The sequence below is a fragment of the Serratia proteamaculans genome, assembly GCF_949794035.1.
Lineage (GTDB): Bacteria > Pseudomonadota > Gammaproteobacteria > Enterobacterales > Enterobacteriaceae > Serratia > Serratia proteamaculans.
In genome coordinates this window covers 841034-855832 of record NZ_OX461105.1, presented here as the reverse complement: position 1 = coordinate 855832, position 14799 = coordinate 841034, and the positions used below count along the sequence as shown (strand labels likewise).

Genomic DNA, 14799 nt, shown 5'->3' with positions numbered 1-14799 from the left:
CAGACTGCAGTTAGAATTTCAACGCTTTGGCAATGTCTTCTTCGCTTTCCGTTGCCTGATCAATCTGGCTCTGCGCCTTGTTGGAGATCATCACAAACGGCAGGTAAATCAAGGTCGCGACGCCCAGGTTGAAGAAGCTCAACAACATGGCGACGATACTGCCGTTAGTGTTGAAGAACGCCCCCAACCCCACCGGCATGGTCCACGGTGCAATGTTGGTGATTGGCGGGATCAGCCCGGTGTAATAAGCCACCGTGGTGATGATCGTCAGCACCGGCTGAACCAGGATAAAGGGAATAAACATCACCGGGTTCATAATCACCGGCAGACCGAACAGAATAGGTTCGTTGATCTGGAAGATGCCCGATGGCGTCGCCAGCTTGGCAACCTGACGATAATCTTCGCGGCGTGAAGCGATAAAGATGGCAATGATCAGCCCCAGCGTCGATCCCGTCCCACCCAGATAGATGTAGGAGTCAACAAACGGCTTCGCCCACATGTGGAACTCTTTACCGGCAGCCACTGCCGCTTCGACGGAACCATACTTGTTGTACAGCTCTACGTTCTCCAGCGCGAATGGCGTCATAATGCCGCTGTCCAGCGCGGCCAGAGCCATCGAACCATGCACCCCAAAGAACCACAGCAGTGAGGAGAACATCACATACACCCAGCCCACTACGCTGCCCATTTTCGCCAGCGGTGCCGAGATGCTGTCCATAATGATTTGGTGGAAGTTGGTTCCCCACAGCGTCAGGCAATAGGCCAGTACGCCCATGATCGACAGGATAAGAAAGCCGGGGATCAGGGCCGAGAACGAACGTGACACTGAAGAAGGTACGCTGTCCGGCAGGCTGATCACCCAGTTGCGGCGCACCACAAAGGTAAACATCTCTGCCACCACCAGGCCGATCACCATGCCTGAAATAATGTTGGCACCACCCAGCCAGTTAGCGCCAACGGCATAGGCCTCACCGACGCTGAACGGGGTCACCGTCATAAAGGCGGCAACCGCCAGCAGAGCCGCGGCCAGTGGGTCGACCTTGCGCTCTTCGGCTAAAGCCATGCTGATAAAGAAGGGCGTCATCAGGGACATAATCCCCAGGGTGCCGTTATAAACGCTGCCACCGATGGCCTTCAGGCCATTCAGCGTCTCAATGGTGGACGCATCCAGCCGCACCCCCATTGAAAAGAAGAACGAGCCTTCACCGAAGCTGAGGAACACGTTGTTGATCAGCACGAACATCGCCCCGGTCAACGTCAGCGGCATTAATCGAATGAACCCGTTTTTGATGGCATTAACATGGGGCTGTTTACCAATTTTCACAGCAAAAGGCAGTATGACCTTTTCCAACGAGGCAATTAACGTATTCACGGCAGACCCCTTTATTGGTTAGCTTTTTTTATAGTGGCGACTGCGGCCTTCAATACCCCAAGACCATCGAGCTTGCCGTATAAAGCAGAGTCGATCACTTCGACGGGCTTATTAGGCAACTGCTTCTGTACTTCAGCCAGCGTGTAGGCAATCTGCGGCCCCAGCAGGATCAAATCTGCCTCAGCGCCCTTTTCTGCTGCCAGCGCCTCCGGATAAGCGGCAATGATTACCGGCACTTCGTACTTCTCGGCTTGCGCTTTCATTTTGGAAACCAGCAGGGAAGTCGACATACCGGCAGAACAAAACAGATAGATTTTTTTCTTTTCCATACCCAATCCCTCAAGATAATCAAAAAAGCCCCGTGTCATTTGTTTGCCAGATGCAATAGCCATTGCCTCACGCACATTCCTTATGAAAATTTCCGTCACTTTGCCCTGGTTGCAGACAGTATACGGAGGCATTGCAGCGGATCGGTAAGCCATCAGCATAGAGAACCGTCTCTGCTTGACCTGCCTGATTGACCCTCTTCACATTTCACATAAAAAAATAGTGTGATCGACGTCGCAAATAACCTTAAATTACTGAATAAATTCGATAAAAATAACTAAAAAACAATTATAAACAATAAGTTATAAACATGCAGGGTATTTATGGATTATTCGACGCGCGGGACCAGCCATCGCTCGATAGATGAACAAAAAATCGTTCGCCCTTGATTAGCCGACTTCAACAAGACGGGACGATTCGACAGAGGAAAACCAGAGGTAAAATGGCAGGGATTTTGAGCAGAGGGCGTTTGCCGGATGAGGTCTGGACTCGGTGCTATGACTCCGCGGGATTATTCGCCTGGCTGGGATAACGCATGACATTGATCACCGTGGTCAGTGCCACTGGATGGTTTCTGCGGTTCGGATAATAAAGATAAAAACCAGGGAACGGCGCGCACCAGTCAGCCAACACTCGCTCCAGCCGCCCTGTTGCCAGATGTTCATTCACTTCTTCCTCGATAGCGAACGCAATGCCTGCGTGAGCTAACGCAGCCTGCAACATCAGTCTCGCGTCATCCAGTATCAGCGGGCTGTTCACCGAGACGGAAAGCGCCTGAGTCCCTTTTTGGAATATCCACTTGTAGAGCTCTCCTGAGGCAATCTTTCGCCATCCGATACAGCGATGACTCAACAGATCTTCAGGATGATTCGGCTTGCCGTACTGTTGGAAATATTCAGGGGTTGCCACAATGGCCAGCCGCAAATCAGGGGTAACGCGCACCGCCCGCATGTCGTTGTGCAGATCCTTTCCGAGCCTGATACCGGCATCAAAACCTTGTTCAACGATATTGGCAAAGCCCTCTTGCGCCACGATTTCCAGCGTAATTCCTGGGTAATCACGGGCCAGTCGCCCCAAATGAGGGACCAGCGCAAGTTCTATTGCCGTTCGCGGCGCATTGATCCGCACCAGCCCCTGGGGTTGTTCGCGGAAGGTATTCAGGCTTTCCAGTGCGGTATCTATATCCGTAAACGCCGGTACCAGCTGCGCCAACAGATGTTCACCGGCCTCAGTCGGCGCTACGTTACGGGTAGTCCGATTCAACAGACGAATACCGACCTGCGCCTCCAGCTCGCGCATCGTATGACTGAGCGTTGGCGGCGTCACGCCAAGCCTGGCGGCAGCCCGCCTGAAACTGCGTTCCTGAGCAATGGCGACGAAAGCCACCAGCCCTGACAAGTCGGTTTTTTTCATTGGATTGATATAAATAATCTAATAGTGAAGTGAATTTTTAACGGATAGTTATCCTTTTCGCAACAACATAGCATGGTGAGGTGTTCAATTACTGAGTATTAATGCCATGACTCACTACGCTGATGCTGTACAAACGCCCTCCCGTAAACGTCTGGAGGGGAAAGTCGCCCTGGTTACCGGCGGGGGCACCGGTATCGGGCGCGCCGCCGTACTGGCTTATGCTCGCGAAGGGGCGAAAGTCGTGCTGGCCGGGCGCCGCGCTGCAGAGATAGAAGCCACCGCTCATGAGGTTGTGCTGGCCGGCGGAGAAGCGCTGGCCGTGGTGGCTGACGTTTCACAGGAAGAAGATGTCCGTCGTTTGCTCGCCAGAGTCAACGCGCACTACGGACGACTGGATATCGCCTTCAACAACGCCGGTATTCTCGGCAACTTTGTGCCGATTCATCAACAAACCAGTGCAGATTTCGACGCGGTGATCGCCATCAACCTCAGGGGCGTGTGGCTCTCGATTAAATACCAGGTCGAGACTTTCCTGGCGCAAAACTCGGGCGGCGTGATCGTCAACACCTCTTCCTGGCTCGCCAAAGGCGCACTTGCCGGATCATCAAGTTATTCCGCCAGCAAGGGTGCACTCGATTCGCTGATCCGTGCGGTAGCGCTTGAGTATGGCAATCAGGCTATCCGTATCAACAACATCAATCCCGGCATCATCGACACGCCGATGGCCCACAGCAGCATATCCGACGCATCCGCCTTTACGCCTTTCATCGCACATACGCCCGCCCAACGTCTGGGTCAGCCTGAAGATATCGGTGATGTCGCCGTCTGGCTTTCGACGGATGACGCCCGCTTTATCACCGGACAAAGCATTTTGGTGGACGGCGGCTACACCATCGCCGGTATGCGCTGAGAGATAACCCTGTCGACACCCAGCTCGACGAGTCCCCGGAGGGAAGATGATGAACTATGTGCGCCTTGGAAATAGCGGTCTGAAAGTCTCCCAGCTTTGTCTGGGCTGTATGACCTATGGCGATCCCGGTTGGCGTCCCTGGGTATTGCCAGAAGATCAAGCCCGCCCCTTCATCCGGGAAGCGCTGGAAGCCGGAATTAACTTTTTCGATACTGCCAATATCTATTCTTCAGGCGAGAGTGAACGCATTCTCGGGCGTGCGTTGAAGGATTTTGCCCACCGCGATGACATGGTGATCGCCACCAAGGCATTCTTCCCGATGGGCGAACAGCCCAACAATCGCGGCCTGTCACGCAAACATATCATTCAAAGCGTTGAGGCCTCGCTGCAACGTCTGGGGACTGATTATCTCGATCTGTTCGTCATGCACCGTTTCGATGAGGAAACCCCGATTGAGGAAACGGCCGAAACGCTCGATGCGCTGGTGCGGGCCGGCAAGATCCGCTATCTCGGCGCGTCCTCGATGCAGGCCTGGCATTTTATGAAAATGTTGGCGTTTCAACGCCATAACAAATTGGCCGCCTTTATTTCCATGCAAAGCCAATACAATCTGGTCACGCGTGAGGATGAAGAGGATCTCATCCCGCTCTGCCTGAAGGAAGGAGTCAGCCTGACTCCGTGGTCGCCATTGGCGAGGGGGTTACTGGCAGGGGCAAAAGGAGCCGGGACGCTACGCGCCGAAACCGACGAACAAGCGCCCCGCTGGTACGGCGACAGAAAAGAAGTCGAACAAAGCATTATGGCCGTTGAAAACATCGCTGCCGAGAGAGGCGTTCCGGCGGCCCAGGTCTCTCTGGCATGGGTGCTGGCCAAAACGGTGGTTGCTGCGCCGATTGTCGGTATGTCCAAGTCACATCACCTCCAGGATGCGCTCAAGGCGCTCTCTCTCACGCTGTCCCATGAGGAAATCGCACAACTTGAAGCACCGATGAAAGAACAGACTCGCCTTCAGCGTTGGTAGGACTTCGCCCCATCATCAATCACAGGAGAGGCTCAATGTTATACGCTATAAACTATCGCCCGGCACAGGCTGCGCTGGTGGCCTTTATGCTCGCCATGACAACGCCTGCGGTTTCCGCTGCCGTCACCGCTGCGCCGAACGCCACCTGCAACTCGTCCAGTCTGACATTACCGCCGGGCGCACTCTACCCTAATGGCATTGCCCGCGCATCCGACGGCACCCTGTATGTTGGCCTGGTGACCAGTGGCCGCATCCTGCGCAAACGCCCGAACGAAGATTGGGAGACCTTCTTTGCCGGCGCCGATACCGTTTTCGCCTCAACCACGCTGCGGTTGGATGAACAACATGGTCTGTTATGGGGAAACTCGCCGGATTTCCTGCCCACAGGAAAAACCCGCGCCCATCGCGTTTTTGCCCTGAATGTCCCCAGTGCCACGATTAACCGCAGTTTGACCTTACCAGAGGGGGGCATGGGCAATGACCTGGTTCTCGCCAAAGATGGCACGGTTTATCTTACGGAGACCAAAGCGGGCAGCATCATGAGGCTACGCCCGGGTGAAGACAACTTTCAGATCCTCTTCCGCGATAAACGTCTGGCTGGTCCCGAGGGTATCGGTGCCGCAGGCATTGTTCTGTTGAATGACCGGATAATGGCGGTTGCCAACTTTGGCAGCGGAAAGCTCTATACCCTGAGCTATGGGGAGGCGACGCCGCAACTGACTGAAATCCTGCTGCCTCGCACTATCGAAAATCCGGATGGGATGGGAATGGCACCAGACGGTTCGCTGATCGTGCTCGAAAATGGCATTAAAAGCGGCCAGGGCAGGATCCTGCGAATTACCGATCCCGATGCTGCCGGTATGCATTCTATTGAAGTTATTCGTGAGGGAATGGAGTCGCCGGTCAATCTGGACATCACGCCACAGGGCTGCGCCTTTGTCACTGAATCGCGTATTCGCCACCGCCTGCTGCCCGGCCACGAAGCCGAAGTACCCGACAGCTTTCGTATTTACCAACTTCCACTGCCCTTATCCGCCGCCAACTGACACTTCAACCTTTCTGGGCTTGCTGGAGAATATACTCCACAAGTCCAGCGCCCTATTTTTGGGCCTTCTTCATTTTCGCATAACCGTAAAAAACGATGCGGTTTATAAAACACCACAAAGTGACACTCAGAGTGAATGTACAGTCAAAATTTTAAACTACCCTATCCACCCGGCAAGAGTCTCCTCAAGCTTCACCAACGCCTGAATGTGTTTCTCTTTTGGCATACGACCAATATTTTGGAGCTTCCACCTCACCGCAGGTAAATACTGAATCTGGTTTTCGGGAGCAAGGCTCCAATCCGGTTCACCGCGCTTGAAAGACATCAGAAAATCACAATCCCGCTGAGTAAATTGTACTTTGAGAGCCGTCACCATTAATTCGGGTATCGCATTGAGTTCTTCCAGAGAAACCATATCGAATGTCATTCCGTTAAATTCATTCGCATACAGTTCAGAGATATTTTTCCAGCGGGGGTTCAGTACCTCTGATAATGGACGTGGATGTCCCAGCAGATAGGTGATAAATCCATTAAAGATTTGGCGATCAATACCTTGTGTTTCGAGTAGCATTTTGACGTCATAGAAATCGCGAGGATGTTGCCTATCCAATGCAGCGCAAAGCTTGCCACCATAGAGATCGGCAAGTGATACAACCTGAATGGTTGCAAAACCGAACTCGTTTTCGACCGCTTCAACAACATCACGTTCTTCTGAAGGATACAGAGTGCCTCGTGCGACAGGCGAAACTTCAATCTTAATCTGTGCCTGCTGAGAATAAACAACAATGCGCATTTCATCAGAGTTATTCGTTTGTAGCACCGCCGAAATACCCGCCTGTTGTTGCAGTATTTCAGCGATACGTGTCAAGGCCGCCCGAACATTTGGCAATGCCACATCTCTGTTTTCCAGCGGAATGTAAGCCAAATCAATATCAACTGATAAACGTGGAAAATCGCGAACAAACAAGTTAATCGCCGTCCCACCCTTTAGTGCAAAGCAGCGCTCTGATGCTACGACAGGTAATGTACTGAGTAGCAACGCCACTTGGCGATAATAGGGTGAATGCTTATCCATGTGAGATCTCTTTGCTAACAAAACTCTCTGGAACCGTGATCTGATATTTTTGGTCCAGCTTGCCACCCGATACGATCTGTCGCTTTCCTGCCCCTAAATCAATGTTGGTTTTATCTATTCGCTTAACCCATGCATGAGCATAGTGATCGGCCAAAAATAGATAAAGGCGGTTAGTTTGCACTGCTCGACTGGATTGCAACAATGCTTCGACTTTACGTGGACTCAGGTTTACCAGGCCCTGAAACAGCTCTGCTGCATGCTCAAATGAAAGCGAACCTGGAACGGCGTTAGCAACCTCGTAAGCCGCTAACTCCGGCACACTCGCCTTCAACCGCTCGCCCTTAATTTCTACCTCGGTCAGATATTTTCCGTCATGCATATTGAGCTTCTGATTTGAAAGTAAAAGCCACTCAACATTGGGAAATTCTTTGAACCACTTTGGCAATGAAGCTTTATTTTCAACACAGAGCCAAATAACCTGGCGCGTTAACTGAAGATAATGAGAGCGTCCTTGATAGGTCAGACTAGTAAGCCCTGCCAGATGTACAGAAACCCCAAGTTGATGTTGCAGGCATAGAATTGCATCACTCCACTGAGGCTCACGCCCACTCCTCACGTATACTCCAGCACGTAGTTTTTGCAACCAGTCGCTGTGCATATACTTATTGGCCAAAGAAGGGCTGATGCCATTTTTCGTCAGCCAGGACTGCAAAACCAAGGATCCCGGTGCCGTATTCTGCAAAAGCCAGTTTAACTTTGATGACATAGATTCACCCTTGGTTTAACAATAATGAAAATAGTAAACTCCCGAGTGAGTATCATGTCAATGTTGAACGCAGTTAATACAATGGCCAGGTGGCCGAGTTTTAAACGAGGTTCTGCTCGGTATAGGTCCTTGCAACCTCATCCCCCGTCTTGCAAACCGACTTTGCGTAAAGCTTCCCATTTTTACCTGTGACAGCCGATTGCCCGCTGGGCTAGTATAGCGACAGTATTAAGGGCTTATTGATCCTTAACGCCGTCAACCACAGCTTATCGAGTGGTTTTTTTATGCCACGGCGTGCCCCCTGATGATGACAATCAAAATCGCAACCAACTTTAAATTCAATGGATTGGAAACAGTAATCTTATGAATAGTACCGACAAGCTCGATTCACATACGCCGATGATGCAGCAGTACCTGCGCCTTAAGGCCCAGCATCCCGAGATCCTGCTGTTCTACCGCATGGGCGACTTTTACGAGCTGTTCTATGACGACGCCAAACGCGCTTCCCAACTGCTGGATATCTCGCTGACCAAACGCGGTGCCTCAGCGGGGGAGCCTATCCCAATGGCCGGCGTACCCCACCACGCGGTAGAGAACTATCTGGCCAAGCTGGTGCAGCTCGGTGAATCTGTCGCCCTGTGTGAACAAATCGGCGATCCCGCCACCAGTAAAGGTCCGGTGGAGCGCAAAGTGGTGCGTATCGTCACGCCAGGCACCATCACCGACGAAGCCCTGTTGCAAGAACGTCAGGATAACCTGCTGGCGGCCATCTGGCAGGACGCACGCGGCTTTGGTTACGCCACGCTGGACATCAGCTCCGGTCGTTTCCGCGTTGCCGAACCGGCAGATATCGAGACCATGGCGGCAGAGTTGCAGCGCACCAATCCCGCCGAGTTGCTGTACCCCGAAACCTTTGAACAGATGTCGCTGATTGAACAGCGCCACGGCCTGCGCCGTCGTCCACTGTGGGAATTTGAACCTGAAACGGCACGCCAGCAGCTTAATCTGCAGTTCGGCACCCGCGATCTCACCGGTTTCGGCGTTGAACAGGCTCATCAGGCGCTGCGCGCTGCCGGTTGTCTGTTGCAGTACGTTAAAGATACCCAACGTACCTCATTACCGCATATCCGCGGGGTCACCATGGAGCGCCAGCAGGACGGCATTATCATGGATGCCGCCACGCGGCGTAACCTTGAGCTGACTCAGAACCTGTCCGGCGGCAGCGAAAATACCCTGGCGGCGATCCTCGACTGTAGCGTGACGGCGATGGGCAGCCGCATGCTTAAGCGTTGGCTGCACATGCCCACCCGTGACATCAAGGTGCTGAATAACCGCCAGCAGGCAATTGGCTCCCTGCAGGATCTGTATGCCGATTTGCAGCCTTCGCTGCGCCAGGTCGGCGACCTGGAACGCATACTGGCCCGTTTGGCGTTGCGCAGTGCCCGTCCACGCGATTTGGCGCGTATGCGTCATGCTTTCCAACAATTGCCGGATATCCATGCGTTGCTAAAAGGGGTAGAAACCCCCTATGTGCAACAGTTGCTGTCACAGGTCGGTCAGTTTGATGAACTACAGGATTTGCTGGAACGCGCAGTGGTTGAAGCCCCGCCGGTGCTGGTACGTGACGGCGGCGTGATCGCTCCCGGCTACAACAGCGAACTGGATGAATGGCGCGCGCTGGCCGATGGTGCCACCGACTATCTCGACCGTCTTGAGATCCGCGAGCGTGAAAAACTGGGGCTGGATACGCTGAAGGTGGGCTTCAATGGCGTGCATGGCTATTACATCCAGGTCAGCCGCGGGCAAAGCCATCTGGTGCCGATCCACTACGTGCGCCGCCAGACGCTGAAAAATGCCGAACGCTACATCATTCCAGAACTGAAAGAATATGAAGACAAGGTGCTGACCTCGAAAGGGAAAGCGCTGGCGATCGAGAAAGGGCTGTACGAAGAGCTGTTCGACCTGTTGTTGCCGCACCTGGGTGAATTGCAACAAAGCGCCGGTGCACTGGCCGAGCTGGACGTGTTGGCCAACCTGTCTGAACGTGCAGAGACGCTGAACTACGCCTGCCCGACCATGAGCGAACAACCCGGCGTGCGCATCACCGAAGGCCGCCACCCGGTGGTCGAGCAGGTGCTGAGCGAGCCGTTTATTTCCAACCCGCTGTCGCTGTCACCTCAGCGTCGGATGTTGATCATTACCGGCCCAAATATGGGCGGTAAAAGTACCTATATGCGCCAAACGGCGCTGATCGTGCTGATGGCACACATCGGCAGTTATGTGCCGGCGAGCAAGGCGGTCATCGGCCCGGTAGACCGCATTTTCACCCGCGTGGGCGCGGCGGACGATCTGGCCTCCGGGCGTTCTACCTTTATGGTGGAGATGACCGAAACCGCCAATATCCTGCATAACGCCACCGAAAACAGCCTGGTGCTGATGGATGAGATTGGCCGCGGTACCTCAACTTATGACGGTTTATCCCTGGCCTGGGCCTGCGCCGAGAACCTGGCCAGCCGCATTAAAGCCATGACGCTGTTCGCCACCCATTACTTTGAGCTCACCACCCTGCCGGAAAAAATGGAAGGCGTGGTTAACGTGCATCTGGATGCGCTGGAACACGGCGACACTATCGCCTTTATGCACAGCGTGCAGGACGGCGCGGCCAGCAAGAGTTATGGTCTGGCGGTTGCTGCACTGGCCGGCGTACCGCGTGAGGTGATCAAGCGCGCGCGCCAGAAGCTGCGTGAACTGGAGGCCATTTCCAGCCATACCGCTACCGGTACCGTTGATGCCACCCAGATGACGCTGCTGAATGAGGAAACCTCACCGGCGGTTGAAGCACTCGAGGCATTGGATCCGGATTCACTGTCGCCACGCCAGGCGCTGGAGTGGATTTACCGTCTGAAGAATATGGTCTGATCCTGCATAAACTGCAGGCATAAAAAAACGGTGAGCATGATGCTCACCGTTTTTATTTTGATGCGATTCGACTGTCGACGTTACTCGCGGAACAGAGCCTCAATGCTCAGGCCCTGCATTTGCAGAATTTCACGTAAACGGCGTAAACCTTCAACCTGGATCTGGCGTACTCGCTCGCGAGTCAGGCCAATTTCACGGCCCACATCTTCAAGCGTTGCCGCTTCGTAGCCCAACAGGCCAAAGCGACGCGCCAGCACTTCACGCTGTTTGGCGTTCAGTTCGAACAGCCATTTAACGATGCTCTGTTTCATGTCATCGTCTTGCGTGGTGTCTTCCGGTCCGTTGTCTTTCTCGTCTGCCAGAATATCCAGCAAAGCCTTCTCTGAATCCCCGCCCAACGGCGTATCGACAGAAGTGATACGTTCGTTCAGACGCAGCATACGGCTGACGTCATCGACCGGCTTGTCGAGTTGCTCTGCAATCTCTTCAGCGCTCGGTTCATGATCCAGTTTATGAGAAAGCTCGCGCGCGGTGCGCAAATAGACATTCAGTTCTTTAACAATGTGGATAGGCAAGCGGATGGTACGGGTTTGGTTCATGATCGCCCGTTCAATCGTCTGCCGGATCCACCAGGTTGCGTAAGTCGAGAAACGGAAACCGCGTTCTGGGTCAAACTTTTCCACCGCACGGATCAGACCGAGGTTACCCTCTTCAATCAGATCCAGCAGCGCCAGGCCGCGATTGCTGTAACGGCGGGCGATTTTCACCACCAACCGCAGGTTACTTTCAATCATTCGGCGGCGGGACGGCACGTCACCGCGCAGTGCACGCCGCGCAAAATAAACTTCTTCCTCTGCGGTCAGCAGCGGAGAATAACCGATTTCGCCAAGATAGAGCTGCGTCGCATCCAATACGCGTTGGGTCACGCCTTGTGACAACAACTCTTCTTCCGCTAAATCACTCTCACTGGCCTCTTCTTCAACCAGTGCTTTTTCGTCGAATGATTCCGCTTCCGTTGCGTTCTCGTCGAAATCCGCATCGTCATGTAACTCGTTAACTTTCAGCGTATTTTGGCTCATATGCTGCTCCTACCCGTGATACCGCGAGCAGAATACAGCGTATTCTGCCCAATCTATCGCTGCGGAAGATAACGCAGCGGGTTTACGGATTTCCCCTTGTAACGAATTTCAAAATGCAAACGTACTGAACTGGTTCCGGTGCTACCCATGGTGGCTATTTTTTGACCCGCCTTCACTTCTTGTTGTTCCCGGACCAGCATTGTGTCGTTGTGAGCGTAGGCGCTCAGGTAATCATCATTGTGTTTGATGATGATTAGATTACCGTAACCCCGTAAAGCGTTGCCTGCGTACACTACACGACCATCGGCGGTAGCGAAGATTGGCTGCCCACGAGTCCCGGCGATATCGACACCTTTATTCCCACCTTCTGATGAGGAAAAGTTATCAATAATCTTACCGTCAGTCGGCCATCTCCAGGTACTTACTGGGGCGCTGTTGCTGACGGTGCTGCTCACTGGTGGAGCAACTACCGGTGCGGTAACAGGGGCTGTTGCGGTAGTTGCCGCCACTGCACCTGCTGTAGGTAACATCTTACCTACATTCTGTTTACCCGAATTATCAGAATACGCGTTAGTTGATGGAGAATCAACCGTTGCAGTTTGTATCTGAGAGGTCGATGGCGGCTTCGGAACACCGCCGCTGGTTGCGTCTGTTGCCGCCAGCATGCCGCCGTTTCCGTTGGCAGAACCATTACCAAGCTGAATGCTTTGGCCGACATTCAGGCTGTATGGTTCAGGAATATTATTGCGCTGGGCCAGGTCACGGTAATCGTTTCCGGTGATCCAGGCGATGTAAAACAGCGTGTCTCCGCGCTTAACCGTATAGGTATTACCGCTGTAGCTCCCTTTGGGGATCGAAGTGTAACTGCGGTTGTAAACAATGTGCCCTTCAGCATTAGCCTGTGATCCAGCATTGCCGGATGCAGCGGCTCCGCCACCGTCCACACTACTAATAGGGGCCGATGTCGACTCAGTGTTCGAACAACCTGCCAACCACAAACTTACCATCGTACACACCGCAACCCGGCGTAATGTAATCATTGGGCTTCCCGTGCTCATGCTTCCCCCATGACAGCAATATCAGCGATATATCCAAATACCCTTTACATGGTAGCTGAGCTTTTAACATTCTCTCGATTTCTACCCTGAAAGGTGCCCACGGCCGATCCCTGAACGTCAGGAAATCCTCATGCCGGAGCCTCAAAACAGCGCGCCAATGCTAACCACATTAGCGCCGCTGCACCATAAGACAACTGCGCAGAAAGGCAATTGTATTGAAAATTAGTTTTATTGAAACGTTAAAACATTAACCGGAGGTGATGAAAGTGCAACAGATTTCGTTTCCTGTCGAAAATTCAGACAATCGCTAGGCCAATTCGCCCTTCACCAGGGGAACAAAACGCACCGCTTCGACGGTATCGATAACAAATTCGCTTCCCTGGCGCCGAATGTACTTCAGCGTTTGGGCCTGCTCACCGACCGGTAACACCAGAATGCCACCGTCGTCCAACTGCTCCATCAGCGCCGGAGGGATCTCCGGTGGTGCCGCCGTGACAATGATGGCATCAAACGGCCCGCGCGATGCCCAGCCCTGCCAGCCATCGCCGTGACGGGTGGAAACATTGTGAAGATCGAGTTGTTTCAACCGGCGCTTGGCCTGCCATTGCAGCCCTTTGATACGTTCAACAGAGCAAACATGCTGCACCAGATGCGCCAGGATGGCGGTTTGATAGCCGGAACCGGTACCGATCTCCAATACCCGGGAGGTTGGCGTCAGGTTCAGCAGTTCGGTCATGCGTGCGACCATATAAGGTTGGGAGATCGTTTGGCCGGAGCCAATGGGTAACGCGGTATTCTCATAGGCCTTGTGTTCAAGTGCTTCATCAACAAAACGTTCCCGCGGCACTGCTTCGATCGCCTGCAGCAACCGTTCGTCCCGGATCCCCTGTTGACGCAGCTGCGTCAGCAATGTTTGCATACGCTTGTTCACCATTCCCCGCCGACCCCTGCTTTGGTTAACCACGTTTTTACCACGTCCTGAGCCGCATAGGCGGTTAAATCCACCTGCAGTGGCGTGATGGCCACATAACCTTGTTCTACCGCAGCGAAATCCGTGTCTGGCCCGGCATCAAACTTATCACCCGGCGGCCCGATCCAATAGAGATTTTGCCCGCGCGGATCTTGTTGACAGAACACCTTGTCAGCCGGATGGCGGCTGCCGCAGCGGGTCACACGAATGCCCTTAATCTGGTCCAGCGGCAAATCCGGCACGTTAATATTCAGAATTTTACCGGTTCGCAACGGTTCCCGCAGTAACGCACGCAGTACCCGACAGGTGATCGCCGCGGCGGTCGCATAATGCTGATGGCCGTTCAGCGACACGGCCAGCGCAGGTAACCCCAAATGACGCCCTTCCATAGCAGCCGCTACGGTGCCGGAATAGATAACGTCATCCCCCAGATTAAGCCCGGCGTTGATACCGGAAACCACGATATCCGGCGCAGGCTGCATCAGGGCATTCACACCCAGATACACACAGTCGGTCGGCGTTCCCTGCTGTACGGCGATATCGCCATTGGGCATCGTCAGGGTGCGCAATGGGGATTCCAGCGTCAGCGCATTGGATGAACCACTGCGGTTACGATCCGGTGCCACAACTTGAACTTCGGCGAACTCTCGCAATGCCGCCGCCAGCACCTGAATGCCCGGGGCGGTCACGCCGTCGTCATTACTCAGCAATATCCGCATAAGAGGTTGTCTTCTTTTTTATCTCTCAACCTGACCCTTTTTAAGCGGGCCGGCTATTTAACTACTCGGAATGAACGCCCAAAAGGAGGGGCTTAACCAGCAGATATTATGTTCACTCCCCCCGG

At 53.6% G+C, this 14799-nt stretch carries 13 protein-coding genes; 4 read left to right on the top strand and 9 right to left on the bottom strand.

The window, feature by feature from the left end; all coding sequences use genetic code 11:
* Positions 1-10 precede the first annotated feature (10 nt).
* The 3 genes from chbC to QOT07_RS03860 all read right to left on the bottom strand — a co-directional run bounded on the left by chbC (position 11) and on the right by QOT07_RS03860 (position 3112).
* On the bottom strand, positions 11-1372 hold the full coding sequence (gene chbC / locus QOT07_RS03870) for a PTS N,N'-diacetylchitobiose transporter subunit IIC (RefSeq protein WP_012005283.1): 1362 nt from the start codon (positions 1370-1372) through the stop codon (positions 11-13).
* An 11-nt stretch (positions 1373-1383) separates the two neighbouring features.
* The gene (locus QOT07_RS03865) at positions 1384-1701 is read right to left on the bottom strand and encodes a PTS sugar transporter subunit IIB (RefSeq protein ID WP_020825274.1); all 318 of its coding nucleotides are present in this window, start codon (positions 1699-1701) and stop codon (positions 1384-1386) included.
* 493 nt (positions 1702-2194) lie between these two features.
* The gene (locus QOT07_RS03860; RefSeq protein WP_283602591.1) at positions 2195-3112 is read right to left on the bottom strand and encodes a LysR family transcriptional regulator; all 918 of its coding nucleotides are present in this window, start codon (positions 3110-3112) and stop codon (positions 2195-2197) included.
* 106 nt (positions 3113-3218) lie between these two features.
* Here QOT07_RS03860 and QOT07_RS03855 point away from each other — a divergent pair, with 106 nt between their 5' ends.
* Genes QOT07_RS03855 through QOT07_RS03845 form a run of 3 tightly spaced genes read left to right on the top strand, consistent with a single transcriptional unit; the run spans position 3219 to position 6089 of the window.
* Entirely contained in the window at positions 3219-4022 is an 804-nt protein-coding gene (locus tag QOT07_RS03855) for an SDR family NAD(P)-dependent oxidoreductase (protein ID WP_099062793.1), read from the top strand.
* 49 nt (positions 4023-4071) lie between these two features.
* Positions 4072-5043 (top strand): aldo/keto reductase, encoded by a 972-nt coding sequence (locus tag QOT07_RS03850; RefSeq protein WP_261416465.1) that lies wholly within the window; start codon positions 4072-4074, stop codon positions 5041-5043.
* Between the two features lie 35 nt (positions 5044-5078).
* Positions 5079-6089 (top strand): NHL repeat-containing protein, encoded by a 1011-nt coding sequence (locus tag QOT07_RS03845; protein ID WP_283602590.1) that lies wholly within the window; start codon positions 5079-5081, stop codon positions 6087-6089.
* Positions 6090-6245: 156 nt separating this feature from the next.
* Here the strand turns inward: QOT07_RS03845 and QOT07_RS03840 are convergent, their stop codons facing one another.
* Positions 6246-7163 (bottom strand): nucleotidyl transferase AbiEii/AbiGii toxin family protein, encoded by a 918-nt coding sequence (locus tag QOT07_RS03840; RefSeq protein ID WP_283602589.1) that lies wholly within the window; start codon positions 7161-7163, stop codon positions 6246-6248.
* On the bottom strand, positions 7156-7929 hold the full coding sequence (locus QOT07_RS03835) for a type IV toxin-antitoxin system AbiEi family antitoxin (protein WP_283602588.1): 774 nt from the start codon (positions 7927-7929) through the stop codon (positions 7156-7158). The genes QOT07_RS03840 and QOT07_RS03835 overlap by 8 nt, the downstream gene beginning before the upstream one ends.
* A gap of 363 nt (positions 7930-8292) precedes the next feature.
* Between QOT07_RS03835 and mutS the strand changes: the two genes are divergently transcribed.
* Positions 8293-10848: a DNA mismatch repair protein MutS gene (gene mutS, locus QOT07_RS03830; protein WP_283602587.1), complete on the top strand. Its 2556-nt coding sequence runs from the start codon at positions 8293-8295 to the stop codon at positions 10846-10848.
* Between the two features lie 80 nt (positions 10849-10928).
* On the opposite strand, the gene rpoS is transcribed toward mutS, so the two are convergent.
* The 4 genes from rpoS to surE form a co-directional block, all read right to left on the bottom strand.
* Positions 10929-11927 carry an RNA polymerase sigma factor RpoS gene (gene rpoS / locus QOT07_RS03825; protein ID WP_012005280.1) on the bottom strand — a complete coding sequence of 333 codons (999 nt, stop codon included), beginning with the start codon at positions 11925-11927 and terminating at the stop codon, positions 10929-10931.
* A gap of 53 nt (positions 11928-11980) precedes the next feature.
* A complete protein-coding gene (gene nlpD, locus QOT07_RS03820) occupies positions 11981-12967 on the bottom strand; it encodes a murein hydrolase activator NlpD (RefSeq protein ID WP_198404416.1) in 987 nt (328 codons plus the stop codon).
* Positions 12968-13292: 325 nt separating this feature from the next.
* Positions 13293-13919, bottom strand: coding sequence for a protein-L-isoaspartate(D-aspartate) O-methyltransferase (locus QOT07_RS03815; RefSeq protein WP_012005278.1), 627 nt, complete (start codon positions 13917-13919; stop codon positions 13293-13295).
* Positions 13913-14674, bottom strand: coding sequence for a 5'/3'-nucleotidase SurE (gene surE, locus QOT07_RS03810; RefSeq protein ID WP_283602586.1), 762 nt, complete (start codon positions 14672-14674; stop codon positions 13913-13915). The genes QOT07_RS03815 and surE overlap by 7 nt, the downstream gene beginning before the upstream one ends.
* Between the last annotated feature and the right edge of the window lie 125 nt (positions 14675-14799).

Bases quoted from the DNA above. Each gene is read 5' to 3' on its own strand.
- QOT07_RS03865 (WP_020825274.1), bottom strand. From the start codon at position 1,701: ATGGAAAAGAAAAAAATCTATCTGTTTTGTTCTGCCGGTATGTCGACT.
- QOT07_RS03860 (WP_283602591.1), bottom strand. From the start codon at position 3,112: ATGAAAAAAACCGACTTGTCAGGGCTGGTGGCTTTCGTCGCCATTGCT.
- QOT07_RS03855 (WP_099062793.1), top strand. From the start codon at position 3,219: ATGACTCACTACGCTGATGCTGTACAAACGCCCTCCCGTAAACGTCTG.
- QOT07_RS03850 (WP_261416465.1), top strand. From the start codon at position 4,072: ATGAACTATGTGCGCCTTGGAAATAGCGGTCTGAAAGTCTCCCAGCTT.
- QOT07_RS03845 (WP_283602590.1), top strand. From the start codon at position 5,079: ATGTTATACGCTATAAACTATCGCCCGGCACAGGCTGCGCTGGTGGCC.
- QOT07_RS03840 (WP_283602589.1), bottom strand. From the start codon at position 7,163: ATGGATAAGCATTCACCCTATTATCGCCAAGTGGCGTTGCTACTCAGT.
- QOT07_RS03835 (WP_283602588.1), bottom strand. From the start codon at position 7,929: ATGTCATCAAAGTTAAACTGGCTTTTGCAGAATACGGCACCGGGATCC.
- mutS (WP_283602587.1), top strand. From the start codon at position 8,293: ATGAATAGTACCGACAAGCTCGATTCACATACGCCGATGATGCAGCAG.
- rpoS (WP_012005280.1), bottom strand. From the start codon at position 11,927: ATGAGCCAAAATACGCTGAAAGTTAACGAGTTACATGACGATGCGGAT.
- nlpD (WP_198404416.1), bottom strand. From the start codon at position 12,967: ATGATTACATTACGCCGGGTTGCGGTGTGTACGATGGTAAGTTTGTGG.
- QOT07_RS03815 (WP_012005278.1), bottom strand. From the start codon at position 13,919: ATGGTGAACAAGCGTATGCAAACATTGCTGACGCAGCTGCGTCAACAG.
- surE (WP_283602586.1), bottom strand. From the start codon at position 14,674: ATGCGGATATTGCTGAGTAATGACGACGGCGTGACCGCCCCGGGCATT.